The 25,911-nt window shown below is 41.9% G+C and carries 19 protein-coding genes and 5 tRNA genes; 22 read left to right on the top strand and 2 right to left on the bottom strand.

All coding sequences use genetic code 11. The annotated features are described in order from the left end of the window. The first annotated feature begins 3 nt into the window (after positions 1-3). The 3 genes from H8B17_RS16695 to H8B17_RS16705 all read left to right on the top strand — a co-directional run bounded on the left by H8B17_RS16695 (position 4) and on the right by H8B17_RS16705 (position 2,491). On the top strand, positions 4-1,326 hold the full coding sequence (locus H8B17_RS16695) for a sensor histidine kinase (RefSeq protein WP_190310365.1): 1,323 nt from the start codon (positions 4-6) through the stop codon (positions 1,324-1,326). 118 nt (positions 1,327-1,444) lie between these two features. After that, positions 1,445-1,981, top strand: a complete 537-nt coding sequence (locus H8B17_RS16700; RefSeq protein WP_190310366.1) for a hypothetical protein — start codon at positions 1,445-1,447, stop codon at positions 1,979-1,981. A 30-nt stretch (positions 1,982-2,011) separates the two neighbouring features. After that, positions 2,012-2,491 (top strand): hypothetical protein, encoded by a 480-nt coding sequence (locus H8B17_RS16705; protein ID WP_190310367.1) that lies wholly within the window; start codon positions 2,012-2,014, stop codon positions 2,489-2,491. 3 nt (positions 2,492-2,494) lie between these two features. Here the strand turns inward: H8B17_RS16705 and H8B17_RS16710 are convergent, their stop codons facing one another. Further along, positions 2,495-3,661 (bottom strand): BamA/TamA family outer membrane protein, encoded by a 1,167-nt coding sequence (locus H8B17_RS16710; RefSeq protein ID WP_223816641.1) that lies wholly within the window; start codon positions 3,659-3,661, stop codon positions 2,495-2,497. A 298-nt stretch (positions 3,662-3,959) separates the two neighbouring features. Here H8B17_RS16710 and H8B17_RS16715 point away from each other — a divergent pair. From H8B17_RS16715 to rpoC, 14 genes are all read left to right on the top strand, one after another. Continuing rightward, positions 3,960-4,032, top strand: a tRNA-Thr gene (locus tag H8B17_RS16715). A gap of 26 nt (positions 4,033-4,058) precedes the next feature. Then, positions 4,059-4,142: transfer RNA gene (locus H8B17_RS16720), tRNA-Tyr, on the top strand. A gap of 65 nt (positions 4,143-4,207) precedes the next feature. Beyond that, positions 4,208-4,280 (top strand) — tRNA-Gly (locus H8B17_RS16725). 89 nt (positions 4,281-4,369) lie between these two features. Then, positions 4,370-4,441, top strand: a tRNA-Thr gene (locus H8B17_RS16730). 76 nt (positions 4,442-4,517) lie between these two features. Continuing rightward, positions 4,518-5,705 (top strand): elongation factor Tu, encoded by a 1,188-nt coding sequence (gene tuf / locus H8B17_RS16735; protein WP_190310369.1) that lies wholly within the window; start codon positions 4,518-4,520, stop codon positions 5,703-5,705. A 163-nt stretch (positions 5,706-5,868) separates the two neighbouring features. Beyond that, positions 5,869-5,940: transfer RNA gene (locus H8B17_RS16740), tRNA-Trp, on the top strand. Between the two features lie 25 nt (positions 5,941-5,965). After that, a complete protein-coding gene (secE, locus tag H8B17_RS16745) occupies positions 5,966-6,160 on the top strand; it encodes a preprotein translocase subunit SecE (protein ID WP_105717076.1) in 195 nt (64 codons plus the stop codon). A 19-nt stretch (positions 6,161-6,179) separates the two neighbouring features. Further along, positions 6,180-6,725 (top strand): transcription termination/antitermination protein NusG, encoded by a 546-nt coding sequence (nusG, locus tag H8B17_RS16750; RefSeq protein ID WP_190310370.1) that lies wholly within the window; start codon positions 6,180-6,182, stop codon positions 6,723-6,725. A 202-nt stretch (positions 6,726-6,927) separates the two neighbouring features. Further along, on the top strand, positions 6,928-7,371 hold the full coding sequence (rplK, locus tag H8B17_RS16755) for a 50S ribosomal protein L11 (RefSeq protein ID WP_105717079.1): 444 nt from the start codon (positions 6,928-6,930) through the stop codon (positions 7,369-7,371). A 23-nt stretch (positions 7,372-7,394) separates the two neighbouring features. Further along, the gene (rplA, locus tag H8B17_RS16760; protein ID WP_190310371.1) at positions 7,395-8,093 is read left to right on the top strand and encodes a 50S ribosomal protein L1; all 699 of its coding nucleotides are present in this window, start codon (positions 7,395-7,397) and stop codon (positions 8,091-8,093) included. Positions 8,094-8,095: 2 nt separating this feature from the next. Beyond that, complete coding sequence (gene rplJ, locus H8B17_RS16765; RefSeq protein ID WP_190310372.1) at positions 8,096-8,614, top strand: 50S ribosomal protein L10; 519 nt, start codon at positions 8,096-8,098, stop codon at positions 8,612-8,614. Between the two features lie 75 nt (positions 8,615-8,689). Next, positions 8,690-9,067: a 50S ribosomal protein L7/L12 gene (rplL, locus tag H8B17_RS16770; RefSeq protein ID WP_190310373.1), complete on the top strand. Its 378-nt coding sequence runs from the start codon at positions 8,690-8,692 to the stop codon at positions 9,065-9,067. Between the two features lie 163 nt (positions 9,068-9,230). Then, positions 9,231-13,040, top strand: a complete 3,810-nt coding sequence (rpoB, locus tag H8B17_RS16775) for a DNA-directed RNA polymerase subunit beta (RefSeq protein WP_190310374.1) — start codon at positions 9,231-9,233, stop codon at positions 13,038-13,040. A gap of 31 nt (positions 13,041-13,071) precedes the next feature. Beyond that, positions 13,072-17,349 (top strand): DNA-directed RNA polymerase subunit beta', encoded by a 4,278-nt coding sequence (rpoC, locus tag H8B17_RS16780; RefSeq protein WP_190310375.1) that lies wholly within the window; start codon positions 13,072-13,074, stop codon positions 17,347-17,349. A gap of 71 nt (positions 17,350-17,420) precedes the next feature. Here rpoC and H8B17_RS16785 read toward each other — a convergent pair whose 3' ends face one another. Further along, entirely contained in the window at positions 17,421-18,413 is a 993-nt protein-coding gene (locus tag H8B17_RS16785; protein ID WP_190310376.1) for a sugar kinase, read from the bottom strand. A 218-nt stretch (positions 18,414-18,631) separates the two neighbouring features. Here H8B17_RS16785 and H8B17_RS16790 point away from each other — a divergent pair, with 218 nt between their 5' ends. The 5 genes from H8B17_RS16790 to H8B17_RS16810 all read left to right on the top strand — a co-directional run bounded on the left by H8B17_RS16790 (position 18,632) and on the right by H8B17_RS16810 (position 25,893). After that, positions 18,632-19,237, top strand: coding sequence for an RNA polymerase sigma factor (locus H8B17_RS16790; RefSeq protein WP_190310377.1), 606 nt, complete (start codon positions 18,632-18,634; stop codon positions 19,235-19,237). 127 nt (positions 19,238-19,364) lie between these two features. Next, a complete protein-coding gene (locus H8B17_RS16795) occupies positions 19,365-20,447 on the top strand; it encodes a FecR family protein (protein WP_190310378.1) in 1,083 nt (360 codons plus the stop codon). Between the two features lie 96 nt (positions 20,448-20,543). Then, positions 20,544-23,636, top strand: coding sequence for a SusC/RagA family TonB-linked outer membrane protein (locus H8B17_RS16800; RefSeq protein WP_223816642.1), 3,093 nt, complete (start codon positions 20,544-20,546; stop codon positions 23,634-23,636). Between the two features lie 11 nt (positions 23,637-23,647). After that, entirely contained in the window at positions 23,648-24,913 is a 1,266-nt protein-coding gene (locus tag H8B17_RS16805; RefSeq protein ID WP_190310380.1) for a RagB/SusD family nutrient uptake outer membrane protein, read from the top strand. Between the two features lie 41 nt (positions 24,914-24,954). Further along, positions 24,955-25,893, top strand: coding sequence for a phosphodiester glycosidase family protein (locus H8B17_RS16810; protein WP_223816643.1), 939 nt, complete (start codon positions 24,955-24,957; stop codon positions 25,891-25,893). Positions 25,894-25,911 lie beyond the last annotated feature (18 nt).

Below are 25,911 nucleotides of genomic sequence, written 5' to 3' on the forward strand. Positions count from 1 at the left end.
TAGATGGGGCGACTCCTGGATTTTTTCTTCTGGAAATTATTGCTCATACTGGTAATCACGGTAGGCATAGCCTATTTATTCTTTCAAAAATGGTACTTGCCTGCAATCCTAACTTTTATCGTGCTTTTTGTACTCGCCTATCGATTGTTAGGCCAGCAACGGAAATTAGTTAAAGAAGTACTCGATTTTTCGGAAGCTGTACGTTACAGGGATTTTACGCGACGGTTTGTCATTAGGCGTCCGAAATCTGTTGAAGGCAAATTGTTTTTGGCGTTCAACGATATTAACGAGGTGTATAAGCGTATCAGTATGGACAAGGAAATCCAACATCAATACCTCAATAAGGTTCTCAATATGTTGGATTCCGCGATTATTTTTTACCAAGAGGATACGGGAAAAGTAATGTGGATTAATGATGCATTTAAACGACTTTTTCGAACACCGCATATCGGAAATATTCGTGGTTTGATGAAACGAAATCCCGAATTGTATGAAAAAACAATTCATATGAAACTTGGTAAACAGCAGGTGGAATCGGTGAGCCTAGCGATGGGGAAAATGAAATTACTCATGCATGGTTCCACGTTTTCAACGCAAGATGGAGCATTTCGGATTGTCGTTTACCAGAATATAAGCGAAGCCATAGATGAAACGGAAACGAAGGCTTGGCATAAGCTACTACGGGTACTGACGCACGAAATTATGAACTCTATTGCGCCGATCAGTTCACTGGCAGAGACGCTACATGCGCGGTTGGAACAGGGAAAGGGTGGAGAAGAAGATATAGAAGATCTTAAGGTTGGCATCTATACGATAAAGCGACGTAGTGAGGGACTTCTACAGTTCGCCAAGAGTTACCGGTTGATTAATAAAGTAGATCAACCTAATTTTGTAGAAATACCATTGAGGATGCTTTTTGAAAGCGTCTATCAATTACTCGAACCTACACTGTTACAGAAAAATATCGATTTGGATATTATTTTGAAAGATACACGTCTAGTTCTTCGCGCGGACGTTAATCTGGTGGAGCAGGCTTTGATTAATCTTTTACTGAACGCAATGGAAGCTGTCAAGGATTGTGCTCAACCTTATATCAGTATAGCGGGGTTGAAAAGAGAGGACCATGTGGTTATTAAAATCCAAGATAATGGAAGGGGGATGTCTCCAGATATTCAAGAACAGATTTTTACACCATTTTTCACGACGAAGAAATCGGGCAGCGGGGTAGGACTGACCCTTAGTAAGCAAATTATGCTTTTGCACAAAGGTAACCTCTTTGTGGAAAGCGAAGAGAGGGAGGGAAGTACGTTCACGTTACAATTTTAATTCTAAAATTGTAACGCCAATCACAACATATACCCGAATTTTACTGATGTATGTAGCATGAATCATATTTTTATCGTTTTTTTGAAAAGCGTTTAAATTATTATATTAAACTTGAATAATGAAGAAAAGACTAATCGTTCCGTTTCTTAGTGTGTCGTTTTTGTTCCTGCTATCCTGTAGTAGTATAGATCCTGCACCTCCCAAGCCGATCATTGATCCTATTGTCTATGTAGAATTTCCTTGTCCGCAAAAGGATAATATTTACAAAATATGGCCAGACACGATCTTGCTCAACAATAAAGGCGAGTTTTATGGCAAGCTGGGAGACGATATATTTGATTTAAAATATGAATATACTGAATTTGCATTGGGTACATGCGAAGGAAAGCTGGATTTGCGAAATAAAGCAATTAATAGCCCGCTTGCTTGGTCGGTAAAAACAGATGAGGGCGGGAAAAGAGAGCATATTCCAACACGATCTGGCGTTCTTTACGTCAAAGAAGTTTTCTTACAGAAAGATATCGATCGAATTTTGAAGTTTAAAAGCGAGGAGGAAGTTGATTTTGAAGTTGCTTTGTTGAACTTTAACCAGGATACGATACAGCATAGTACGATTAAACTTATCTACAATCCAGATTTCAAAAAAGAAGAATAGTCGCTCATTCTTAATGATTATCTTTGTGATATGCGCTACTACTGGGATCTGATAAAACATTTTTTTGTATCTAATAGCCGGCATGGTACGCATTCTCCGTTTGTTTACGATTTGGCGGTAAATGCAATTTATACGGTTTCACGTGTGCATATGTGCCATATCAATGTCCCTTTAGGTTTTAAACCACGTTATAAAAAGTTGTTGTTGCGCATCTTGGCACGTATGGAGAAGGAGGAGGTTGCCTATTTCGAACAAACAACGGATGCCAATGTGTTTTGGATAGAATTGAAAGAAACACCCCTTCGGGACATCATCGAAGCGGTGCGTCAGGGGAAGCTCATTGTTGTACATGAACCTTTTCAAACTCGCAAAACAAAACGGATATGGCAGCAACTGGTGCAAAGTGCAGACGTTGTAGTATCGATCAATCTATTTCATTTTGGCATATTAATTTACCGCAAAGAACAACGAAAAGAAAATTTTCAGCTACGTTATCCGTTTTGGAGGTGAACGTTAAAAAGCTTCGCTGATACTTAAATAAAATCCTGATTGTCTCTTCTCGCCTGGTCTTTTTTCTCCAAACGCATAGTCAAAACGGACAGTGCTGTTGTGCTCTAAGCTAAAGAAATAACGGATGCCACCGCCAAAACTAGGTACGAAGCGTAAATTATGCTGTTGGGAGAAGGTGCTGCCTGTTCCACCAAAGCCGACAATGCCCAAACGGGGGATGAACCGATATCGCAATTCCAATTGTGCCGCGGCATAATTCTTATCTTTGTATCGACCAAGGTAGTAACCGCGCATCGTCATGTCGCCGCCCAGATCGCGATAGGTATAAAAAGGAACATTTTTCCCGAAGGTGCCACGATAAAGCGCCTGCCCGGCAAGGGTTATCTGTGACGAAAGAGGATGAAACCCTCTGACATCAGCTTCCAATTGACTTCCTGTGAAATTATCTCCGCCCCAGAAATTAGGAGCATAGGCATATTTTAGTCGGGAATAGAAACCGCGGGTTGTATAGGTCGTATTATTTCGGGTATCATAAAGAGACGACACGCCCAGGGCCAAGTATTGCCCACCTGTTTTTCCGAATACGTCGGGCTGTTCAAAAATCCCACCAGATTCACGGTCTTCAAACTTGAAATATTCATAATTCGCGTTTATACCAGCATACCATCTAGGAGCTATTTTCTTCTCTACGTCTGCTTTTGCCCGTACGAGTTGTTGTTCTAAAAAATCTTCATCGGTGAGCCACGTGTTTGATCCTAGCCCATAGAAGTTAAAAGGCCAGTCTCGGTAACGTAGTTCGGATAGGATGTGATAAGCGTTATCTTGTGTCCATATATCGGTTAGCAATTTTATGTTTTTCTGCTTTTTCGTGGTGAGTGTCCCCATAAGCGTTATATTGGAGGTCCGACTATTTGGGTCGGTTTTATCTAAATAGAAATTGTATGTTCCAGCAATGCCGTACTCTACGCCGGTCTCTTGGGCATATCCCAGAGCTGGCAAAACAATCAGGCTGGCTCCCCGGGTCGAATCTTTTTCTGAAGAAAAGAACTTTTTAATCGTTCTTTTTATAAATGTTTGTTCCTGAGCATAAGTAGGGGAGAAAAATGACATTATTAACAATGAAGTCAATAGCAATATATTTCCGAAAAGCCCTTTTCGTTTTATGAGCATAAGTAACTGTCTTGAAAAATCCGGTGCAAGATGTAAATTATTTCGTTGCGTATCAAGTATATGGTGCAAACGGCCGTTTTTTTTTGTGAAATATTTTTGTAGTTTCGATGTAGTCGCTATCTTTGCCTCATCAAAATCGAATGACAATTAAAAGTTGTTTGAAGGAGATCATTAGCGTTCTTTAACACAAGAAAAAAGTTTTTAAAAAACTTGCAAATATCAAAATTAAGTTGGATTTTTGCACTCGCTATCTAAAAAGGTAGATGTTCTTTGGAGAGTTTTTTAAAATTAAAATATTGCCTCTTTAGCTCAGCTGGTAGAGCAACTGACTTGTAATCAGTAGGTCATTGGTTCGATCCCGATAAGAGGCTCTAAATGCAAATTATTTTGCAGGTATGGAGGGGTTCCAGAGCGGTCAAATGGGACGGACTGTAAATCCGTTGCTTCGGCTTCGAAGGTTCGAATCCTTCTCCCTCCACCATTTCGATTTTAGCATGATGGATGTTATTTCATAAAAAGATTGACATTTTCATATAAAATCATTCAGCGGAAGTAGCTCAATTGGTAGAGCGATAGCCTTCCAAGCTATAGGTTGCGGGTTCGAGGCCCGTCTTCCGCTCATTTTTAAAGTTTGATTTTAAGTCTCTGTCTTTTTGATGAAACGTCCAAATAGGTAGAGGCTATTATCTGTAGATAAGCTTTTTATAAGCCGAAGTAGCTCAGGGGTAGAGCACTTCCTTGGTAAGGAAGAGGTCGTGGGTTCAAATCCCATCTTTGGCTCGAGAAATATGAAAGTTTATTACTTTTGTAAAGGATTTAATAAAGAAACATTTTATAATTACTAATTCGCATAAACATGGCAAAAGAGAAATTTGACCGGAGTAAACCGCACTTAAATATCGGTACAATCGGTCACGTTGACCACGGTAAAACAACTACTACAGCCGCTATCACTAAAGTATTAGCTGATAAAGGTTTTTCAGAAGCGCGTTCATTTGATTCAATTGACTCTGCTCCTGAAGAAAAAGAGCGTGGTATCACAATTAACACGTCACACGTAGAATACCAAACAGCGAACCGTCACTATGCGCACGTTGACTGTCCAGGTCACGCTGACTATGTAAAAAACATGGTTACTGGTGCTGCACAAATGGATGGTGCTATCATCGTAGTTGCTGCGACAGATGGTCCTATGCCTCAAACTCGTGAGCACATCTTGTTGGCTCGCCAGGTAGGTGTTCCTGCGTTAGTAGTATTTTTGAACAAAGTTGATTTAGTTGACGACGAAGAGTTGTTAGAGCTTGTTGAAATGGAAGTTCGTGAATTGTTGTCATTCTACGAATTCCCAGGTGATGATATTCCTGTAGTTAAAGGATCTGCTTTAGGTGCATTGAATGGTGAAGAGCAATGGGTTGATAAAATCATGGAATTAATGGATGCTGTAGATAACTACATTCCAATTCCTCCACGTTTGACTGAGCTTCCTTTCTTGATGCCGATCGAGGATGTATTCTCTATCACAGGTCGTGGTACAGTTGCTACTGGTCGTATCGAAAGAGGTGTAATCAACTCTGGTGATGCAGTTGATATCTTAGGTATGGGTGCTGAGAACTTGAAATCTACAGTAACAGGCGTAGAGATGTTCCGCAAGATTTTGGATTACGGTGAAGCTGGTGACAACGTAGGTTTGTTGTTACGTGGTATTGAAAAAACAGATATTCGTCGTGGTATGGTAATCTGTAAACCAGGCACAGTAACTCCTCATACAGACTTCAAAGCTGAGGTATATGTATTGTCAAAAGCAGAAGGTGGTCGTCATACACCATTCTTTAACAAATACCGCCCTCAATTCTATTTCCGTACGACTGACGTAACAGGAGAGATCTCCTTGCCAGAAGGTACTGAAATGGTTATGCCTGGTGATAACGTAACAATTTCAGTAAAATTGATTAACGCAATCGCTATGGAAAAAGGTCTACGTTTCGCTATCCGTGAAGGTGGTCGTACCGTAGGAGCTGGTCAGGTAACTGAAATCGTAGCGTAATCTTTTTTTAAGATTATCCTAACATCATAAAAACAAGCTAATTGGCTTAGGCTAGTTAGCTTGTTTTTTCTATTTTCCAAATAAACATTCGTAAAGTAGAAAAAAAGTAAATAATATTTGCGCTAATAGCGTTGAAACGCTATATTTGCGTCATCAAAAACCAAGGGGTATAGTATAATGGTTAGTATAGCGGTCTCCAAAACCGTTGGTCTGGGTTCGAATCCTGGTACCCCTGCTAAAATAATTTAGGTAAACTAAAAATGGCTAAAGTACTTGATTTTTTAAAAAGCTCCTATGTCGAGGTTACAGAAAAAGTAACTTGGCCTACTTGGGCGCAATTACAAAACTCGGCGGTAGTGGTACTTGTAGCTTCTGTCATTATTGCGCTGTTGATATTTGTGATGGATAAAGCTTCAAGTAATCTGTTGGAGTTGTTGTACGGAATTACTTCCTAAATTTATCATTAAAAATTTTATGGCAGATCAAACGTTAAAATGGTATGTAGTTCGTGCCGTTAGTGGAAAAGAGAAAAAGGTGAAGCAATATGTCGAGGCTGAAGTGAACCGTATGGGAATTCAACACTTGGTACCTCAAGTATTGATTCCAATGGAAAAATATTATCAAATGCGTGATGGGAAGAAAGTGGCAAAAGAGCGTAACTACTACCCTGGGTATGTTTTGATAGAAGCAGCATTGGACGGAGAGATTGAGCATGCAATCAAGAACTTGAATAGTGTTATTGGGTTTCTTGGTGATAAAGCTGGTAATGCTATCCCTTTACGCCCTGCTGAAGTAAACCGCATTTTAGGTAAGGTGGACGAGATGGCTGAGCAAGGCGAAAGCATGAATGTTCCGTATTATGTTGGTGAAACAGTGAAAGTAAACGACGGACCGTTTAACGGATTTACTGGAGAAATCGAAGAGGTGCATGAAGACAAGAAGAAACTGACCGTTATGGTGAAAGTCTTTGGGCGGAAAACTCCATTAGAGTTGAACTACATGCAGGTAGAAAAAGAATAAATTAAAATTTGTATAGGAAAAGGGGGATCCATATGGTTGCCCCTTTTTATTTTGTGTTTTACTTTTTTTATTTCAGAAAATCTTATTATCTTTGCACCTCGTTTGGTCATATTATTTTATGTGGCTTTCGAAAAACAATAAATGTTACGTTATAATGCTTCCACCTTACTAACAAACATTTAACAATTAAATTCAAAACAAAATGGCAAAAGAAGTCAGTGCGTTAGTAAAATTACAAGTAAAGGGCGGTGCTGCGAATCCATCTCCTCCTGTAGGCCCTGCATTGGGTGCTAAAGGGGTGAATATCATGGACTTCTGTAAGCAATTTAACGCTCGTACGCAAGACAAACCAGGTCAAGTACTACCTGTTGTCATTACAGTTTACAGCGACAAATCATTCGATTTTATCATTAAGACGCCACCGGTAGCTGTTCAGTTAAAAGATGCAGCTAAACTGAAAAGTGGGTCAGGTGAACCTAACCGTAAAAAAGTGGCTTCCATTACGTGGGAGCAGGTTGAGGTAATTGCCAAAGATAAAATGCCTGATTTGAATGCATTTACTGTAGAGTCTGCCATGAAAATGGTGGCTGGAACAGCACGGAGTATGGGCATTACCGTTTCTGGTAGCGCTCCTTGGAACAATTAATTTAACGAAATCAGTTTAAGAAAGTGGCTAGATTAACAAAAAATCAAAAAGCGGCACTATCCAAAATTGAAGCTGGTAAGGCGTATTCTTTACAAGAAGCAGCAGCTTTGGTTAAAGAGATTACGGCGACGAAATTTGATGCTTCTGTGGATATCGACGTTCGTTTAGGCGTGGATCCTCGTAAGGCAAACCAAATGGTTCGCGGTATCGCTACATTACCTCACGGAACCGGTAAAACCGTGCGTGTTTTAGTATTGTGTACTCCTGATAAGGAGGAAGAAGCTAAGGCAGCGGGTGCGGAATACGTGGGGCTTGATGACTATATCAGCAAGATCGAAGGTGGTTGGACTGATGTTGATATCATTATTACTATGCCTAGTGTTATGGCTAAAGTGGGTAAATTAGGACGTATTTTAGGTCCTAGAAACTTGATGCCTAACCCGAAAACTGGTACAGTGACTACGGAAGTAGGCAAGGCTGTAACGGAAGTTAAAGGTGGTAAAATTGATTTCAAAGTCGACAAAACCGGTATCATTCATACTTCAGTGGGTAAGGCGTCGTTCGAAGCAGACAAGATTTATGACAATGCATTAGAGGTATTACAAACTATTGCGCGTCTTAAACCTACTGCCGCTAAAGGAACATACTTTAGAAGTATTCACATCTCTTCAACGATGAGTCCTAGTATTCATGTGGAGACTAAATCAGTAGCAGGAATTTAATCATGAGAAAAGAAGAAAAACAAGCAATTGTTCAAGCTTTGGCCGAACAGATTAAATCTTACGGTAATTTCTATATTACTGACACTGCTGATTTAACTGTGGAGAAAGTAAATAACATTCGCCGTAAGGGTTATGAGCAAGGTATAGCAATTCAGGTTGCTAAAAACTCCTTGATCGAGAAGGCTCTTACAGAAGCGGGAATTGATTCGGAAGAATTGCGTAGTGTACTTAAAGGTGCTTCTACGTTGATGTTCTCTGAAACAGGAAATGCGCCAGCAAAATTGATCAAACAATTACGTAAGGAAGGTGATAAGCCCGTTTTAAAAGCGGCTTACATCCAAGAAACGGCTTTTGTTGGTGATGATCAATTGAATGCTTTAGTTTCTCTTAAATCTAAGGAAGAACTTATTGCAGACGTTATCGCATTGCTTCAATCTCCTGCGAAAAATGTTATTTCTGCACTTCAATCAGGTGGAAATACAATTTCAGGTTTGGTAAAAGCTTTAGAAGAAAGAGGTTAACGAGCACCTCGTAAGAAACGTTCGTGTATTTTTATTAACAATCTTTATTAAGTACATTCAAAAATTCAAAATAAAATGGCAGATTTAAAACAACTTGCTGAACAGTTGGTTAACTTAACAGTAAAAGAAGTTAAAGAGTTAGCTGATATCTTAAAAGACGAGTACGGTATCGAACCTGCTGCTGCAGCTGTTGCAGTTGCTGGACCTGCTGCTGGTGGCGAAGCTGCTGCTGCTGAAGAGAAAACTTCATTTGACGTGATCTTGAAAGAAGCTGGTGGCCAGAAATTAGCAGTAGTTAAATTGGTTAAAGACTTAGCTGGTTTAGGCTTGAAAGAAGCTAAAGATTTAGTAGACGGTGCTCCTAAGGAATTGAAAACTGGTGTTTCAAAAGACGAAGCTGAAGCGTTGAAAAAACAATTAGAAGAAGCTGGAGCTGTTGTTGAGGTCAAGTAATCTCACCATAGAAACGCACCTTAACGGTTTAGACTCTGGCAACATACTGCTAGAGTCTATTCCTGTTTATATTATTACGTGTACCAAATGGATGCTGACATTTGGTGAAAACATGATTACAGCATAATTGGCTCAGTTTTTTTAAACTAAAATACTTATTCCCTTGGCAAACAATAATATTCAAAAAGAAAGAGTAAATTTTGCTATAAGTAAGAAGGTTATTGATTATCCCGATTTCTTAAATGTGCAATTGCAATCTTTCATGGAGTTTTTTCAACTGGAAACTACTTCTGACAACCGCCATCAGGAAGGGCTGTTCAAGGTTTTCTCGGAAAACTTCCCTATTTCTGATTCAAGAAACATCTTTGTACTGGAGTTTTTGGATTATTTTATCGATCCGCCTCGTTATGATATACAGGAATGTATTGAGCGTGGGTTGACCTATAGTGTTCCGCTCAAGGCAAAATTGAAGTTATCTTGTAATGATGAGGAGCATGAGGATTTCGAAACTATTGTACAGGATGTATATTTGGGAACGATTCCTTATATGACGCCAAAAGGTACCTTTGTTATCAATGGTGCTGAACGTGTCATCGTCTCCCAGTTGCACCGTTCTCCTGGTGTGTTTTTTGGTCAGAGTAGACACACAAATGGTACGAAACTTTATTCGGCAAGGGTAATTCCTTTTAAAGGTTCTTGGATCGAGTTTGCGACGGACGTGAATAACGTCATGTACGCGTATATCGATCGTAAGAAAAAATTCCCGGTTACTACTTTATTGCGTGCGATTGGTTACGATTCAGATAAAGATATCTTAGAGTTATTTGATCTTGCAGATGAGGTTAAGGTAAGTAAATCGGGTCTTAAAAAATATGTTGGTCGTCGATTGGCCGCCAGGGTATTGAAAAAATGGATCGAAGACTTTGTTGACGAGGATACAGGTGAGGTCGTGTCTATCGATCGTAATGAGATTATCTTAGAACGTGAAACTGTTTTAGAGGAAGACCACATTGAAATGATCATCGACGCCGGGGTAAAATCTATTATCTTGGCTAAGGAAGATGGTGCGAACAATGCGGACTACTCCATTATATATAATACTTTACAGAAAGATACCTCAAACTCTGAAAAAGAGGCTGTAGAACACATCTATCGTCAGTTGCGTAACGCGGAACCACCAGATGAGGAAACAGCGCGTGGTATTATCGATCGTTTGTTCTTTTCGGATAAACGCTATGACTTGGGTGATGTGGGACGTTACCGCATCAACCGCAAGTTGAAATTGGATACGGCCGACGATACGAAAGTATTGACGCGCGAAGATATTATCGCCATTGTAAAGTATCTCATTAATTTGATTAACTCCAAGGCAGAAGTGGATGATATCGACCACTTATCCAATCGTCGTGTACGTACGGTAGGTGAGCAGTTGTATGCGCAATTTGGAGTCGGTCTTTCGCGTATGGCACGTACCATCCGCGAACGCATGAATATCCGGGACAACGAGGTATTCACACCAACGGATTTGATTAATGCACGTACATTGTCGTCCGTGATCAATTCGTTCTTCGGAACGAACCAGTTGTCGCAATTTATGGATCAAACTAACCCATTGGCCGAGATTACGCACAAGCGTCGTTTATCAGCCTTAGGGCCGGGGGGGCTTTCACGCGAGCGCGCAGGCTTTGAAGTACGTGACGTTCACTATACGCACTATGGTCGTTTATGTACTATTGAGACACCTGAGGGACCAAATATTGGTTTGATTTCTTCTTTAGCGGTACACGCTAAAATCAATAATCTTGGTTTTATCGAAACGCCTTATCGTCAGGTAAGAGACGGTAAAGTCGTTGTTGATGAACCTGTGGTGTACCTGTCTGCGGAGGATGAAGATGATAAGACAATTGCGCAGGCTAATGCGCAATATGATGATAAGGGTAACTTTGAAGATCCGAAAGTAAAGGCAAGATATGAAGGTGACTTCCCGATTATCGAGCCGGAGAAATTGGATTATATGGATGTTGCGCCAAACCAGATTACCTCGATTGCGGCGTCGTTGATTCCGTTTCTAGAACATGACGATGCCAACCGGGCGTTGATGGGATCGAATATGCAACGTCAAGCTGTTCCTTTATTGAAACCACAAGCTCCTATTGTGGGTACAGGATTGGAAGCTCGTGTGGCCTCCGATTCCCGTACATTGATCAATGCAGAAGGTGAAGGTGTGGTAGAGTATGTGGACGCAAACGAGATTAAAATTCGTTATGAGCGTACCGATGATGACCGTTTGGTTTCGTTTGATAACGATGTGAAAACATATACACTCACGAAGTTTAAGAAAACCAACCAGAATACCTGTATCAACTTGAAACCAATCGTTACGAAAGGTCAGAAGGTAACCAAAGGGCAGGTATTATGTGAAGGTTATGCGACAGAAAACGGTGAGTTGGCGCTAGGTCGTAACTTGAAAGTGGCTTTCATGCCTTGGCAAGGATATAACTTTGAGGATGCGATCGTAATTTCTGAACGTGTGGTTTCGCAAGACTTATTCACATCCTTGCATATTGAGGAGTTTGAACTGGAAGTGCGCGATACGAAACGTGGGGAGGAAGAATTGACATCCGATATTCCGAACGTTTCGGAAGAAGCAACTAAAGATTTAGATGAGAATGGTATTATCCGTGTCGGCGCCGAGGTGAACGGAGGTGATATATTGATAGGTAAGATCACACCTAAAGGTGAATCCGATCCGTCACCGGAAGAGAAATTACTTCGCGCTATCTTTGGAGATAAAGCGGGTGATGTAAAAGATGCTTCATTGAAAGCGTCACCGTCTCTGAAAGGTGTTGTTATCGATACGAAGCTATTCTCCCGTGCGAAAAAAATGTCTAAAGATGTAGAAAGAAAAGCTTTAGATAAATTGGAAGTCGGACACGATAAAGCGGTGAAGGTATTGAAAGACCGTTTAGTGGAGAAACTCTTTACTGTCGTGAACGGTAAAACTAGTCAGGGGGTATATAATGTGTATAGAGAACTGCTTGTACCGAAAGGTGCTAAATTCACACAGAAAATCCTGATGGATTTGGACTATGCACACATCAATCCCACCGGCTGGACGACCGATGAAGATAAGAACGAGTTGATTAAGTTAGCCCTTCATTTCTATAATATTAAAATTAACGAAGAGCTGGGTGCGTTTAAAAGAGAGAAGTTTGCTATTTCCGTCGGAGACGAACTCCCATCGGGTATCGTTCAGATGGCGAAAGTGTACGTGGCTAAGAAACGTAAGCTGAAAGTAGGAGATAAGATGGCGGGACGTCACGGTAACAAAGGTATCGTTGCCCGTATCGTTCGTGATGAAGATATGCCGTTCTTGGAAGATGGTACACCCGTAGACATCGTGTTGAACCCATTAGGGGTACCGTCGCGGATGAACTTAGGACAGATTTACGAAACTGTTTTGGGATGGGCAGGTCAGAAGCTTGGAACCAAATTTGCAACGCCAATCTTTGACGGAGCAGAAATGGATGAGGTGGAAGAGTGGATCGCTAAGGCCGGTTTACCGATGTCTGGTAGAACATACCTATACAATGGTCTAACAGGTGAGCGTTTTGACCAACCGACTACAGTAGGTGTTATTTACATGTTGAAATTAGGTCATATGGTGGATGATAAAATGCACGCGCGTTCTATCGGACCGTACTCGCTGATTACACAACAGCCACTGGGTGGTAAAGCACAATTTGGTGGTCAGCGTTTCGGTGAGATGGAGGTATGGGCATTGGAAGCATTTGGTGCATCAAATATCTTACAGGAGATCTTAACTGTGAAATCAGATGATGTTGTCGGTCGTGCGAAAACCTACGAAGCTATCGTTAAAGGGAATAACCTACCAACTCCATCTGTACCGGAATCGTTCAATGTACTGGTACATGAGCTACGCGGTTTAGGATTAGATATCACATTAGATTAATCAAGCATACAGCTTTAACTTTTTATAAAGTATGTCTTACAAAAAAGATAATAAAATTAAAAGTAACTTCACATCGATTACGATCAGCTTGGCTTCTCCGGAAACGATCTTGGAGCGGTCTAGCGGAGAGGTTACAAAGCCAGAGACGATTAACTATCGTACGTACAAACCTGAGCGTGATGGTTTATTCTGTGAGCGTATTTTTGGTCCGGTAAAGGACTACGAATGTCACTGTGGTAAATACAAACGTATTCGTTATAAGGGCATCGTATGTGACCGTTGTGGTGTAGAAGTAACAGAGAAAAAAGTACGTCGTGAGCGTATGGGGCACATCAACTTGGTTGTACCTGTAGCACACATTTGGTATTTCCGTTCCCTTCCTAATAAAATTGGTTATTTATTAGGTCTGCCAACCAAAAAGTTGGATATGATCATCTACTATGAAAGGTATGTGGTTATTCAGGCAGGTATCAAAGAAGATGATGGTATTTCCTATATGGATTTCTTGACGGAAGAAGAGTATTTAGATATTTTAGATACTTTACCAAAAGAGAATCAATATTTGGAGGATACCGATCCGCAGAAATTTATCGCCAAGATGGGAGCTGAGGCGATGGAAGAACTTTTGAAACGTATCAACTTAGATCAATTATCGTACGACTTACGTCACCAGGCAGCTAACGAAACTTCGCAACAACGTAAAAATGAAGCATTGAAACGTCTTCATGTTGTGGAAGCTTTCCGTGGTGCAAATACCCGGATCGAAAACCGTCCGGAATGGATGATTGTAAAAATTGTGCCGATTATTCCACCGGAATTACGTCCATTGGTACCATTGGATGGCGGTCGTTTTGCAACATCCGATTTGAACGATTTATACCGTCGCGTGATTATCCGCAACAACCGTCTAAAACGTTTGATCGAGATCAAAGCTCCTGAGGTTATTTTACGTAACGAAAAACGGATGTTGCAGGAAGCTGTGGACTCTTTATTCGATAACTCGCGTAAAGTCAATGCGGTGAAAACCGAAGGTAACCGTGCATTGAAATCTTTGTCTGATATTTTAAAGGGTAAGCAAGGTCGTTTTCGTCAGAACCTGTTGGGTAAACGTGTTGACTACTCGGCTCGTTCGGTAATCGTCGTAGGCCCAAATCTGAAATTACACGAATGTGGTCTGCCTAAAGATATGGCTGCGGAGCTTTATAAGCCATTCATCATTCGCAAGATGATTGAAAGAGGTATTGTAAAGACGGTTAAATCGGCAAAGAAAATCGTTGATCGGAAGGATCCGGTGGTATGGGATATCCTGGAAAATGTATTGAAAGGACACCCTGTATTACTCAACCGTGCTCCGACGCTTCACCGTTTGGGTATCCAAGCTTTTCAACCTACGTTGGTAGAGGGTAAAGCCATTCAATTACACCCGTTGGTGTGTACCGCATTCAACGCGGATTTTGACGGTGACCAAATGGCTGTTCACTTACCTTTAGGTAATGCTGCTATCTTGGAAGCCCAAATCTTAATGTTGGCTTCACATAACATCCTTAACCCGGCGAATGGTTCTCCTGTAACAGTACCGTCTCAGGACATGGTATTGGGACTTTATTATATTACAAAGGGACGTAAATCTACGAAGGATCATATAGTACGAGGGGAAGGGATGACATTTTATTCTCCCGAAGAGGTTATTATTGCCTTGAACGAGAATAAAATTGATTTGCACGCTTTTATTAAGGTAAAAACAAAAAATAGAAATAGAGAAGGGCAGATCTCCGAAGGTATTATCGAAACTACCGTTGGTCGGGTTATCTTTAACCAGATCGTACCCGATGAGATGGGCTATGTCAACGAGTTATTGACCAAGAAATCTTTACGTAATATTATTGGAGATATTGTGAAGAGTACGGGTATGGGCCGTGCAGCACAGTTCTTGGATGATATGAAGGAGTTAGGTTTCCAAACGGCTTTCAAAGGTGGTTTGTCATTCAACTTGCAAGACTTGAATATTCCGGCTGCTAAAGCTGATTTGATTGAACAAGCGACAAATGAGGTTGACGAAGTAATGAATAACTATAACATGGGGTTCATTACGAATAACGAACGTTATAATCAGATTATTGACATTTGGACGCGTATCAATAATAGGTTGACGGCATACGTGATGGATATCCTTTCGAACGACAACCAAGGATTCAACTCGGTTTATATGATGTTGGATTCGGGTGCTCGTGGTTCCAAAGAACAGATCCGTCAGTTGTGTGGTATGCGTGGTTTGATGGCAAAACCACAGAAATCGGGTACTTCAGGGGGAGAGATTATTGAAAACCCGATTCTGTCGAATTTCAAGGAAGGTTTATCGGTATTGGAGTACTTTATTTCTACCCACGGTGCACGTAAAGGTCTTGCCGATACGGCGTTGAAAACGGCTGATGCGGGATACTTAACTCGTCGTCTGCACGACGTTGCGCAAGATATGATCGTCGTGGAAGAAGATTGTAATACATTACGTGGTCTATACAAAACAGCACTTAAAGAAAATGATGATATTGTAGAGCCATTATACGATCGTATCCTAGGGCGTACACCGCTAAATGACGTTTACCATCCGGAAACAGGAGAATTGCTAGTTGCTGCAAACGAAGATATTACAGAGGAAGTTGCAACAGCGATAGAAGAGGCAGGTATAGAGGGTATTGAAATCCGTTCGGTACTGACATGTGAAGCAAAACGTGGTGTTTGTACAGCTTGTTATGGACGTAACCTCGCATCGGGTAAGCGTGTTCAAATGGGCGAGGCCGTTGGTGTTATTGCGGCACAGTCTGTGGGTGAACCAGGTACCCAGTTGACACTACGTACATTCCACGTGGGGGGTACGGCGTCGAATATCGCGGCAGAATCTAGTATTGTTGCAAAATACGACGGCAAGATAGAATTTGAAAATGTTCGTTCTGTAGCCAAAGAAGGCGAGGAAGGACCATATCAAATAGCAATCGGTCGTTCGGGAGAACTTCGCATTGTAAGCGAAGATAGAAAAGTACTATACACCCAGATTATTCCTTACGGTGCTAATGTATACGTGAATGAAGGTGATAAGGTAGAAAAAGGTAGGGTATTGGCAGACTGGGATCCATATAACGCTGTAATCATCTCTGAATTTCCAGGTAAGATTGAATTCGAAGCTATTATTGAAGGGGTTACTTTCCGTGATGAGTCGGATGAACAAACCGGACACAAAGAGAAGGTCATTATCGAGACACGGGATAAAACGAAAAACCCGACGATCAAGATCGCGGATTTGACTGGTGATACGTTACGTTCATACAACATTCCAGTAGGAGCGCACGTCTCTGTTCAAGATGGACAAAAAATAAAAGAAGGGACGATCTTAGCAAAGATCCCGCGTGCGACAGGTAAGACACGTGATATCACGGGAGGTCTTCCTCGTGTAACCGAATTGTTTGAAGCACGTAATCCGTCGAACCCGGCTGTTGTTACGGAAATTGATGGTGTTGTTACATTGGGCGGTGTAAAACGTGGTAACCGCGAGATTTCGATTGAATCCAGAGATGGACAGATCAAGAAATACTTGGTTCCGCTTTCTAAACACATTCTAGTTCAGGATAATGACTTTGTAAAAGCAGGTATGCCATTGTCAGATGGTTCTATCTCTCCGGCGGATATTCTTTCTATCAAAGGTCCTGCGGCTGTTCAAGAATATATCGTGAATGGTATCCAAGAAGTTTACCGCTTACAAGGGGTGAAAATCAACGATAAGCACTTCGAGACTATCGTTCATCAAATGATGCAGAAAGTGAATATTGAAGATCCGGGCGATACCCGCTTCTTGGAAAAAGAGGCCGCTAACAAATGGGACTTCATGGAAGAAAACGATTCGTTGTTTGATAAGAAAGTTGTCGTGGATGCGGGAGATTCGAAAGAGTTGAAAGCTGGTCAAATTGTAACGATGCGTAGACTTCGTGAAGAGAACTCTATCTTACGTCGTCAAGATTTGAAAACAGTGGAAATTCGCGATGCTATTCCAGCAACTTCAAGTCCTTTATTGCAGGGGATTACCCGTGCATCATTGGGTACGAAATCGTTCATCTCGGCGGCATCGTTCCAAGAGACGACAAAAGTCTTGAACGAGGCTGCTATTGCAGGTAAACGTGACGATTTGTTAGGTTTGAAGGAAAACGTCATTGTAGGTCACTTGATTCCATCAGGAACGGGTTTACGCGAGTACAGCAATATTATTGTTGGTTCGCGTGAGGAATATGATCAGTTACTAGCTTCGAAAGAAGAGGATTAGTTGGTCTACAACCAAATAAAAAAGGGCAGCAATTAACTTTTGCTGCCTTTTTTATTATCTTATTTTTCCGTTTAATTTATCTTTCCGTTGCCAAAATCTCCTTTGACAAATAGCTTTTGAAATCCTGCGCCCGTTGCTGTATCAATAATATCCTGTGCAGACATATTTTTGACCAAGCCGTGGATGTATCCTGCCATAAATGCATCTCCACTTCCGATGCGATCAATGACTTCGTTAGTTTCCATAACCTCCGAGTTGACATTTTCTGTAGGCGTATGATATGTTCCATAAAACAGGTTGTGATTTGGGCTATCCATAAAGCGGAACGTGTAAGCCACGTGTTTACACTTGGGATATTTTTCGAAAATTTCTTTAGCAGATTTCTGTGCAGCAGCAAGATATGTTTCTTGGAGTGTATCTCTATTTAAAGACTCGTCGACCGTGGTGCCAAGCATCTTGTTCGCAGCCCAGATATTCCCCATAACAACATCGCAATGAGCAACTAATTGGGGCATGATGTCTATCGGTTCTTGGCCATATTGCCATAATCGATTTCTATAATTTAAGTCTACAGAAATGGTAATATTTCGGTTGGAAGCTTCTTGAAGCAAAACCCCTGTGAGGTCGGCCATCTTTTTGTTAAGGGCGGGCGTAAGGGCTGTCCAATGAAACCAGGAAACGCCTTCGAAGAACTTGTCTATATCCATATCTTCGATAGTTAACTGGCTGAAGCTAGAATATTTTCGATCATAAATAACCTCGCCTTTAGAAAGGCCGTTGGCAGACATTAAGATATAAGTACCAAGTCGGTCGCCCGTACGGAGTGCCTTTTTGGTATGCACGCCTAAATCATTGAGAATTTCTACTATTTCATCGGATAGCGCATTTTGTGGTAAGGCACTGCAATACGCCACGCTGTCGCCCATTTGGGCCAACGATGCTGCCACGTTGGCTTCTGAGCCTCCTGGAAAAATCTCTAAACGATTGTTGTTTTTGTCGAAGAATGTGTTCCCGAGACTCTGTTGCCGAATCAATATCTCGCCAAAGGATAATATAAGGTCCATGAATAATTTATTTTGGTCGTTAAATTAGGGTTATTTTTTTAAACTTTATAGTGTTGTTTGCGAAATCGTTGCCATTCCTTGATTGTATAAGAGGGTACGCTGTCTGTGAAAATTCATAATTTCATAACATCATTTTTGTCTGAAACGCGCGGTCTTTTAAATACTTTTGTCCCTGTTGTTGGATTTTGTACATTTGTTTAGTACACCAGTTAACTTTTATGATGTATTCGAAGCTGTCTGATAAGAATTTGGCCAATGCCCTTATGGAGGGTTCAACGGGTGCGTTTCGTTCTCTATACGATCGATATAACCGGCCGGTTTATGCCAATATTCTAAAAATAGTAAGACAACCAGAATATGCAGAAGATATTCTGCAGGAAGTATTTGTTGCTTTATGGGAATATCGGGTTAAAATCAAACCAGACCAATCGTTGGGGGGGTGGCTGTTTGTCGTCAGCTTTAATAAGGCCACCACTTTCTTAAAAAAGAAGCTGAGGGAATCGCTTGAGTACGTCGAAGAATACACGGACTATGAACATATATTCCCCGAAGAGACTATTAATGAAGACGAATATCTTTCTCAATGGACAATTGTTGAGGAGGCGATCAATGCGCTACCTGCTCGAAAGAAGGAGGTGTTTAAACTTTGTCGTTTTGAAGGAAAAGCGAAGGAGGAAGTCGCGTCCATGATGGGCATATCGCCCGTCTCTGTAAAGGATTACCTCAAACAATCCAATCGTGCTATCAAAGATTATATCTCCCTGAAATACCCACATCTTTATACGGCTATCTTAATTACAGGTGCTTTTTCAGACAAATTTTAACTTTTCTCAAAAAAACTATCCCCTTTTAGCCAAATCGGAGTATTTATAATAAAGAGCTGGATAAACGTCGTTCTTTCGTAGCAACGTGCACTTTTTGTAGTGGATTGTTGTGTTTAAGTAGAGGTCAATGGATAGGATTACATATTTGATTGAGAAATTTTGGGAGGGGAAGGCAACTGAAGAAGAAAAGAAAGAAGTCCTTCAGTATCTGGAACGACATCATCCTGAACAACAGGTACGTATGGAGCAGGAGTTTTGGGCAAACGAGTCTTCTGAAGACGACATAGAGATAGCGCGTGCTGAGGATATTTTTTCGCAGATACAATCGGTTACAGGTGCGGGTAACGCTGCACATCGTTTGTCGACAAGTTATATCCGGACTTTTGCACGACTCGTAGCTGCAGCCGTGATATTAGTCTTCTTAGGTTGGGGGCTGTCGCTTTATTTGATAAGAGATAGTGAACCGATACCTAGGACGGCCTCCACCCATTTGTGGGCGCCCGACACAATTTTACATGAAAATATACACCAAGAGAATCTTATTGTTCTATTGGACGATGGTTCCAAAGTGTCGCTGGCATCCGGAAGTTCTATTCGATATCTTTCTCATTTTGAGAAAGATAAACGGGACGTCTTTTTGGAAGGAAAAGCCACATTTGAAGTGACGAAGGATACGTTAAGGCCTTTTACTGTTTGGGCAGCAGGTTATTCTACAACAGCTTTAGGTACGACTTTTTCAGTTGCTGCGCGCCCCAAGGAGGTCTTTAAGGTAAATCTCGTTTCCGGTAAAGTCGTTGTGCGGTCGTCAACTCAAAGTTCGGTAGCATTGTCTGATGTTTATTTGGAACCGGGCGAAGAGCTTCGTGTCAATTCACGCAGCGGTCTCTGGGCAGTTTCGAATCGACTTAACCAACCTATTTCTGTTTCTAAAAAGAAGGTACGAAGCAAGAAGATAGAAAAGATATCCGAAGAGGAGGGAAGTGATTTACTGCGTTTTGATAAAGCCCCGCTAGATGAAGTATTTCGTTGTATTGCAAGGGAATTTGATGTAAATATCGATGTCTTAGCGCGGGAGGTACACCAATTGTCGTTTACAGGCGAATTTCAGCCTACGGATTCTTTGGAAGTGGTACTGAACATTATATGTAATATGAACGATTTGATTTATCATAAAGAAGAACGTACAATCCGAATAGAGAAAAACAATTAAAAAATGATGATATGAATAAAAAGTATGAGTCGACCGGAGTAGGTCGGAAAGAACCGTTTTGTCCAATTTTTAATGTTTAAAAATGAACTAGATGTTATGAAGCAGAAGAACAAAGTATTGTTTATGATGGGGAAATATGCGGTGATGCTATGGTTAATGGTACCCCTGATGTCTTTCGCACAACAGTCTACTATCATCCGGGGAACCGTTATGGATAACAGTGGGCAGCCGCTGGCGGGCGTTACGGTGGAAGTCGTGGATAGTTTACAAAGTCGGCGTTTTCAAGCCTCTACAAACGACAAAGGTATCTTTTCTCTGGCGGGTTTAACGGCTGGAAATTCTTACCAGGTAGCGTTCAATAGAATAGGATATGAGCGGTACCTCGAGCGCAACTTTTTGGTGCGGGCTGGCGATAATAATTCTTTGCTTGTCCGGATGTCAGAAGTTAGTGAAAAAGTAGAGGAGGTCGTGGTCGTTGGGTATGGTACACAGCGAAGAGCATTGGTTACGAGTGCTATTAGTAAAATGGATGTAGATGAATCTACGATGCGTCCTGTAAATAGCCCTGCTCAATTGTTGGATGGTCGAATCGCTGGGGTTTCTACGGCAACAGGATCAGGAAATTTAGGGAGCGGAGAGCGGGTCAGTATACGAGGGATATCCTCGCTGAGTGCAAGTAATGAGCCGCTGTATGTCATTGATGGCGTGCCGATTACCAATACGAATAGTAACCTGTATGATTTTGGTGAATCTATGAGTTCTTTGGCTACGTTGAACATAGCCGATATCGAGTCGATCGAGATATTGAAGGATGCTGCTTCGGCCGCCATCTACGGCTCCAGGGGAACCAATGGGGTTGTGGTGATTACGACGCGTTCGGGAAAGGAGGGGCGTGCAGATATACGTCTCAATGTGAATGGCGGTATGACACAATTCCCTTATTTGAATAAAATTAAAATGGCGGATTCCGAACTGTATGTAAAAAGTATGAATGAAGGGATTGCCAATTACAATGAACAGTACGGGCTACAGATCGGTAACTCTGGATACAAATTACCTATTTCTAATCCATTTGGCAACCTACCTGACACGGATTGGATGGATGTTATTACGCAAACAGGTTCTTTTTTTACAGTAGATGCAGCGGTTTCGGGCGGAACACAGAAGATGAAAAACTACTTCGCCGCAGCGTATACCACACAGGAGGGCGTTATCAAGACCAACTCCATGGACAAAATCAACCTACGAGGGAAGATGAGTTATGAAGTAGCACCTTGGTTGGAAATTGGAACGAATAATTCAGCGAATTATGTGCGGAATAATCAAATTCCCGGAGCTTCTCTTGGAACGACTATTATAGGTCGATCTATACAACAGCGCCCGTTTGACAGACCTTACAAACCAAATGGCGATTATTACGTTGGCGGTACGAACGAGCTGGTATATCACAATCCGATGCAGATCCTTAACGAGCAAACAGTATATATCGAAGATTTACGCTATTTGGGGAATTTCTATACCACATTGAAATGGAAAGATAAGCTGTCTTGGAAATCGTCGTTTAATGCGGATGTGACACAGACCTACGACCATACCTATTACAACGAGAACCACCCTTATGGTATGGGAGTGGGAAGATTGTTGGACCGTAACAGACTGATTCGAAACTATTTGTTTGAGAATGTTTTGACTTACAATGATAAATTTGGTGATTTTTCGCTGAATGCTATTGCGGGGCATTCTTTCCAGAAAATTGATACGCGTACCACCTATATCGATGCCCGAGGATTTCCTTCTCCGTCTTTCGTCGTAGCGAGTGCCGCTGCAGAGACGATATCTTCTTCCGGACGTGGTATTTATACCCTGGAATCTTATTTTGGTCGCGCGACGCTTTCGTACTTGGATCGTTATATATTGACAGGTACGTTGCGAACCGACGGGTCTTCTCGTTTTCATCGGGACAATCGCTGGGGCTGGTTTCCGTCGATATCTGCGGGATGGAATATTTCGGAAGAAGAATTTATGCAGGGAAGTGGTACAGATCTTAAGTTCAGAATGAGTTACGGTCGTACCGGTAATCAAGACGGCTTAGGCAGCTACGTTTACCAAGCCTTAATGCAGGGTGGGTATAATTATCTTGGTAACAGCGGTATTGCCGTCAATACTTTTGGAAACGAAACATTGACATGGGAGAAGGCCGGACAGTATGATGTCGGGTTTGATCTCGGACTGTTGAACGGTAAAATAAACGTCATGGTCGATTGGTATCAGAAGAATACAACCGATCTGATCTACTCTATGCCAGTACATGCAACGACAGGTGTTACTTCCATTACGTCCAATATTGGGTCGATGCGAAATCGCGGTGCTGAATTCACAGTTAATACACATTTTAATTTCGGTCAGTTCCAATGGCTGTCCCAATTTAATATTGCAACGAACAAAAATAAGATCACCGCACTTATTGGGGATGATGAGCCGATTAGTATCGGGGGTAATAGGGCATTGCAGGTCGGCAAAGAGATTGGTGCGTACTACCTGTTCAAAATGGAAGGAATCTATCAATATGATGGAGAGGTCCCAAAATCGCAATACGATATTGGCATACGGGCCGGCGATGTCAAGTGGCAGGATGTGGATGGCAATGGTATTATCAATGACAACGATCGAGTGGTCATGGGATCATCTAACCCGGATTTTTCCGGGGGATGGAATAATACCTTCCGGTATAAAGGATTTTCCTTAGATGTGTTTTTGTCTTATGTCTATGGCAATGATGTCTTTGCACAATGGCAGGGCGAGGTGGCGCGATTAGGCCATAATAGTGCAGTTATGGCAGAACATGCTGAAAACCGATGGACTGGCCCAGGTTCTACGAATAAATATCCACGCGCATTGAACGGCGACATCAATAATACACGTAACTCCGACCGTTGGTTGGAAGACGGGTCTTTTATACGGTTGAGAACGCTTATGTTAAGCTATAATTTTCCAACACCTACATTGAACAAATATCACATCAAAGGCTTGCGGACTTTCCTCCAAGCAGACAATCTGTTTCTGATTACCAATTATCCGGGATGGGATCCACAGGTTAGTAACAATATGGACCCACGTTTCTTTAGTGTGGATACGTTTAATGTACCCCAACCTCGAACATTTACGGTAGGACTCAATGCAAACTTTTAAAGATGAAAGTGATGAAAAAATATTTCATAGCCATGATGGCAATAGTACTATTTGGATCTTGTGCTGACCAGTTAGAGCAGTTTTCGTTCTCGGCGATTTCGCCGGATGCGGTAGATATACGCGATGTCCCTGCGGTACGGAATGGTATGTACAATAGCGTGCAAAATGACCCGACTGTTCGCTCATTTATCCTGTTTGATATGCTCGGTGGAACGATACAGACTAATTCGGGCACCTCTAGAGATTTGATTAACGCGACATTGAGTCCGTTGAACGCTACTGTCGGGGCAAGCTGGAACGGTTACTTTAGCGCGCTGTATCAAGTGAATAATATGCTTGCGGTGGCGGAGCGTTTCCCGGAAGCGGAATTGGCATCCTTATCTAAAGGAGAGGCTCATTATTTTCGGGCGTACATCTATTTTTGCTTAGCAACTCGATGGGGCGATGTGCCGATTTTACGGAACAATACGATGGAACGTGTTCATCGGGACCCTATAGCGAATGTCTGGGCGTTTATCGAAGAAGAATTAGATGCAGCGGCGGCGTTGCTCGGTAGTTCTTCAAGTTACTACTACGTTTCCCGCGGTGCGGCGATTGCCCTAAAAGCACGGGTAATGCTCAGCCAAGGGAAAATGGAACAAGCGGCTACCTTGGCTGAAAGCTTAATTACCGATGGAGCCTATCGGTTGGATACCTTTGAACGTATTTTCCGTGATGCCAGCGATACAGAAACCATTTTTGCGTTCGCGAACCGTACGGAAGAATCAAGTATCAATATCAGTGATCTATTCTATACTTATGGGCACCCGAACAGAGGGCAGGGCGCTTATAAGCCTACACCGGAAACCATCGCATTGTTTGCTGATGACGATAAGAGAAAAGCTATTTCATTGATCAATATCGCTGGTACGGAATGTATCAATAAGTACCCCAGTGGACAAACCGGCCGCGACCCTTTTATCGTTTCTAGAATAGCCGAAATGTACCTCATTAGTGCAGAAGCACAAGGAAGATCGTTAGGCGTTGAACGGCTGAATGAGCTGCGTCGATTCAGAGGTTTAGGGGATATCTTTCCTGCTAATGATAATGAATACCTGACAGCTATATTAAGCGAGAGAAAACGCGAATTGTTGGGAGAAAACTTTATGTATCACGATCTGGTAAGAACAGAACGGGCGAAGGAGGAATTGCAGTTACTCGATCATCAGCACGTGTTGCCTATTCCCGGTAGAGAGTTACAGCTCAACCCTAATCTCGTGCCTAACCCAGGTTATTAATGTGTATAAGTTTGATTGGAAATCAAATAAAATATAAGCAGATGAATAAGATTAAAAATATATGCTGGATGATGATAGCGTTGTCGTTTGTCGTCGTTCAATATGGTTGTGATAAGAACGAGTATCATTTCGAATATAAGGCCGAGCCTAAAACGGAATTTGGTAAAAAACTGGTAGAAGGAACGGACCTTTTTGCCCAGATATTTACAGATACTTTGTATACGGTGACGGATGGTGTTATCGCTAGTGAAATAGAATATCTATCGCAGAAAGGATTAGCCATGAAGATGTTTGTTTTTGAAGTTGATCTTAGCCATCCGGATATCGATATCGTCGCTTCTTCCCCAAATGATGCGAATACCTTTGGCATGCAACGCATGACCGTACAGGCAACGCATGTAGATTCCGAAGCTAAACGTGTGTGGGCAGGGGTTAACGGAGATTTTTACAATATGGATAACGGTACGCCGCGGGGTGTGTTTTATAAGCAGGGCGTTGCGCTACGGACAACGTTCGATAGTGGGGAACGAAGCTTTTTTGCTATTGGTCACGACGGAAACGCGTTCGTGGCTACCCGAGATGAGTATCCTAGTATCGCTGCGACCGGTGTGATCAAAGAAGCTGTCGGCGGTAGCGTAACGCTGGTGCGCGATGGAGCTGTGCTTACACACATGGATACTACGGTGGAGCCTCGTACCTGTATCGGCGTTTCTGCCGACGGTCAGAAGGTATTCATATTGGCCGTTGACGGCAGAAATTTCTGGTATTCCAATGGCATGTTGTTCGAAGAGTTGGGACATTGTTTGAAGGCATTGGGAGCGGAAAATGGGATTAATCTCGATGGGGGAGGTTCTACCACATTCTTCATCCGCAATACGCCCGATTTTTCTGCGGATCGTTTTGAAATACGCAACTGGCCGACAGATAATGGCGGTCAGGAGCGTTCTGTGGCCAACGGTTTATTAATCACTTCTGAATAAGGACATTTTAAAGAAAAT

Origin of the sequence: Sphingobacterium arenae, assembly GCF_014692505.1 — a bacterium.
Lineage (GTDB): Bacteria > Bacteroidota > Bacteroidia > Sphingobacteriales > Sphingobacteriaceae > Sphingobacterium > Sphingobacterium arenae.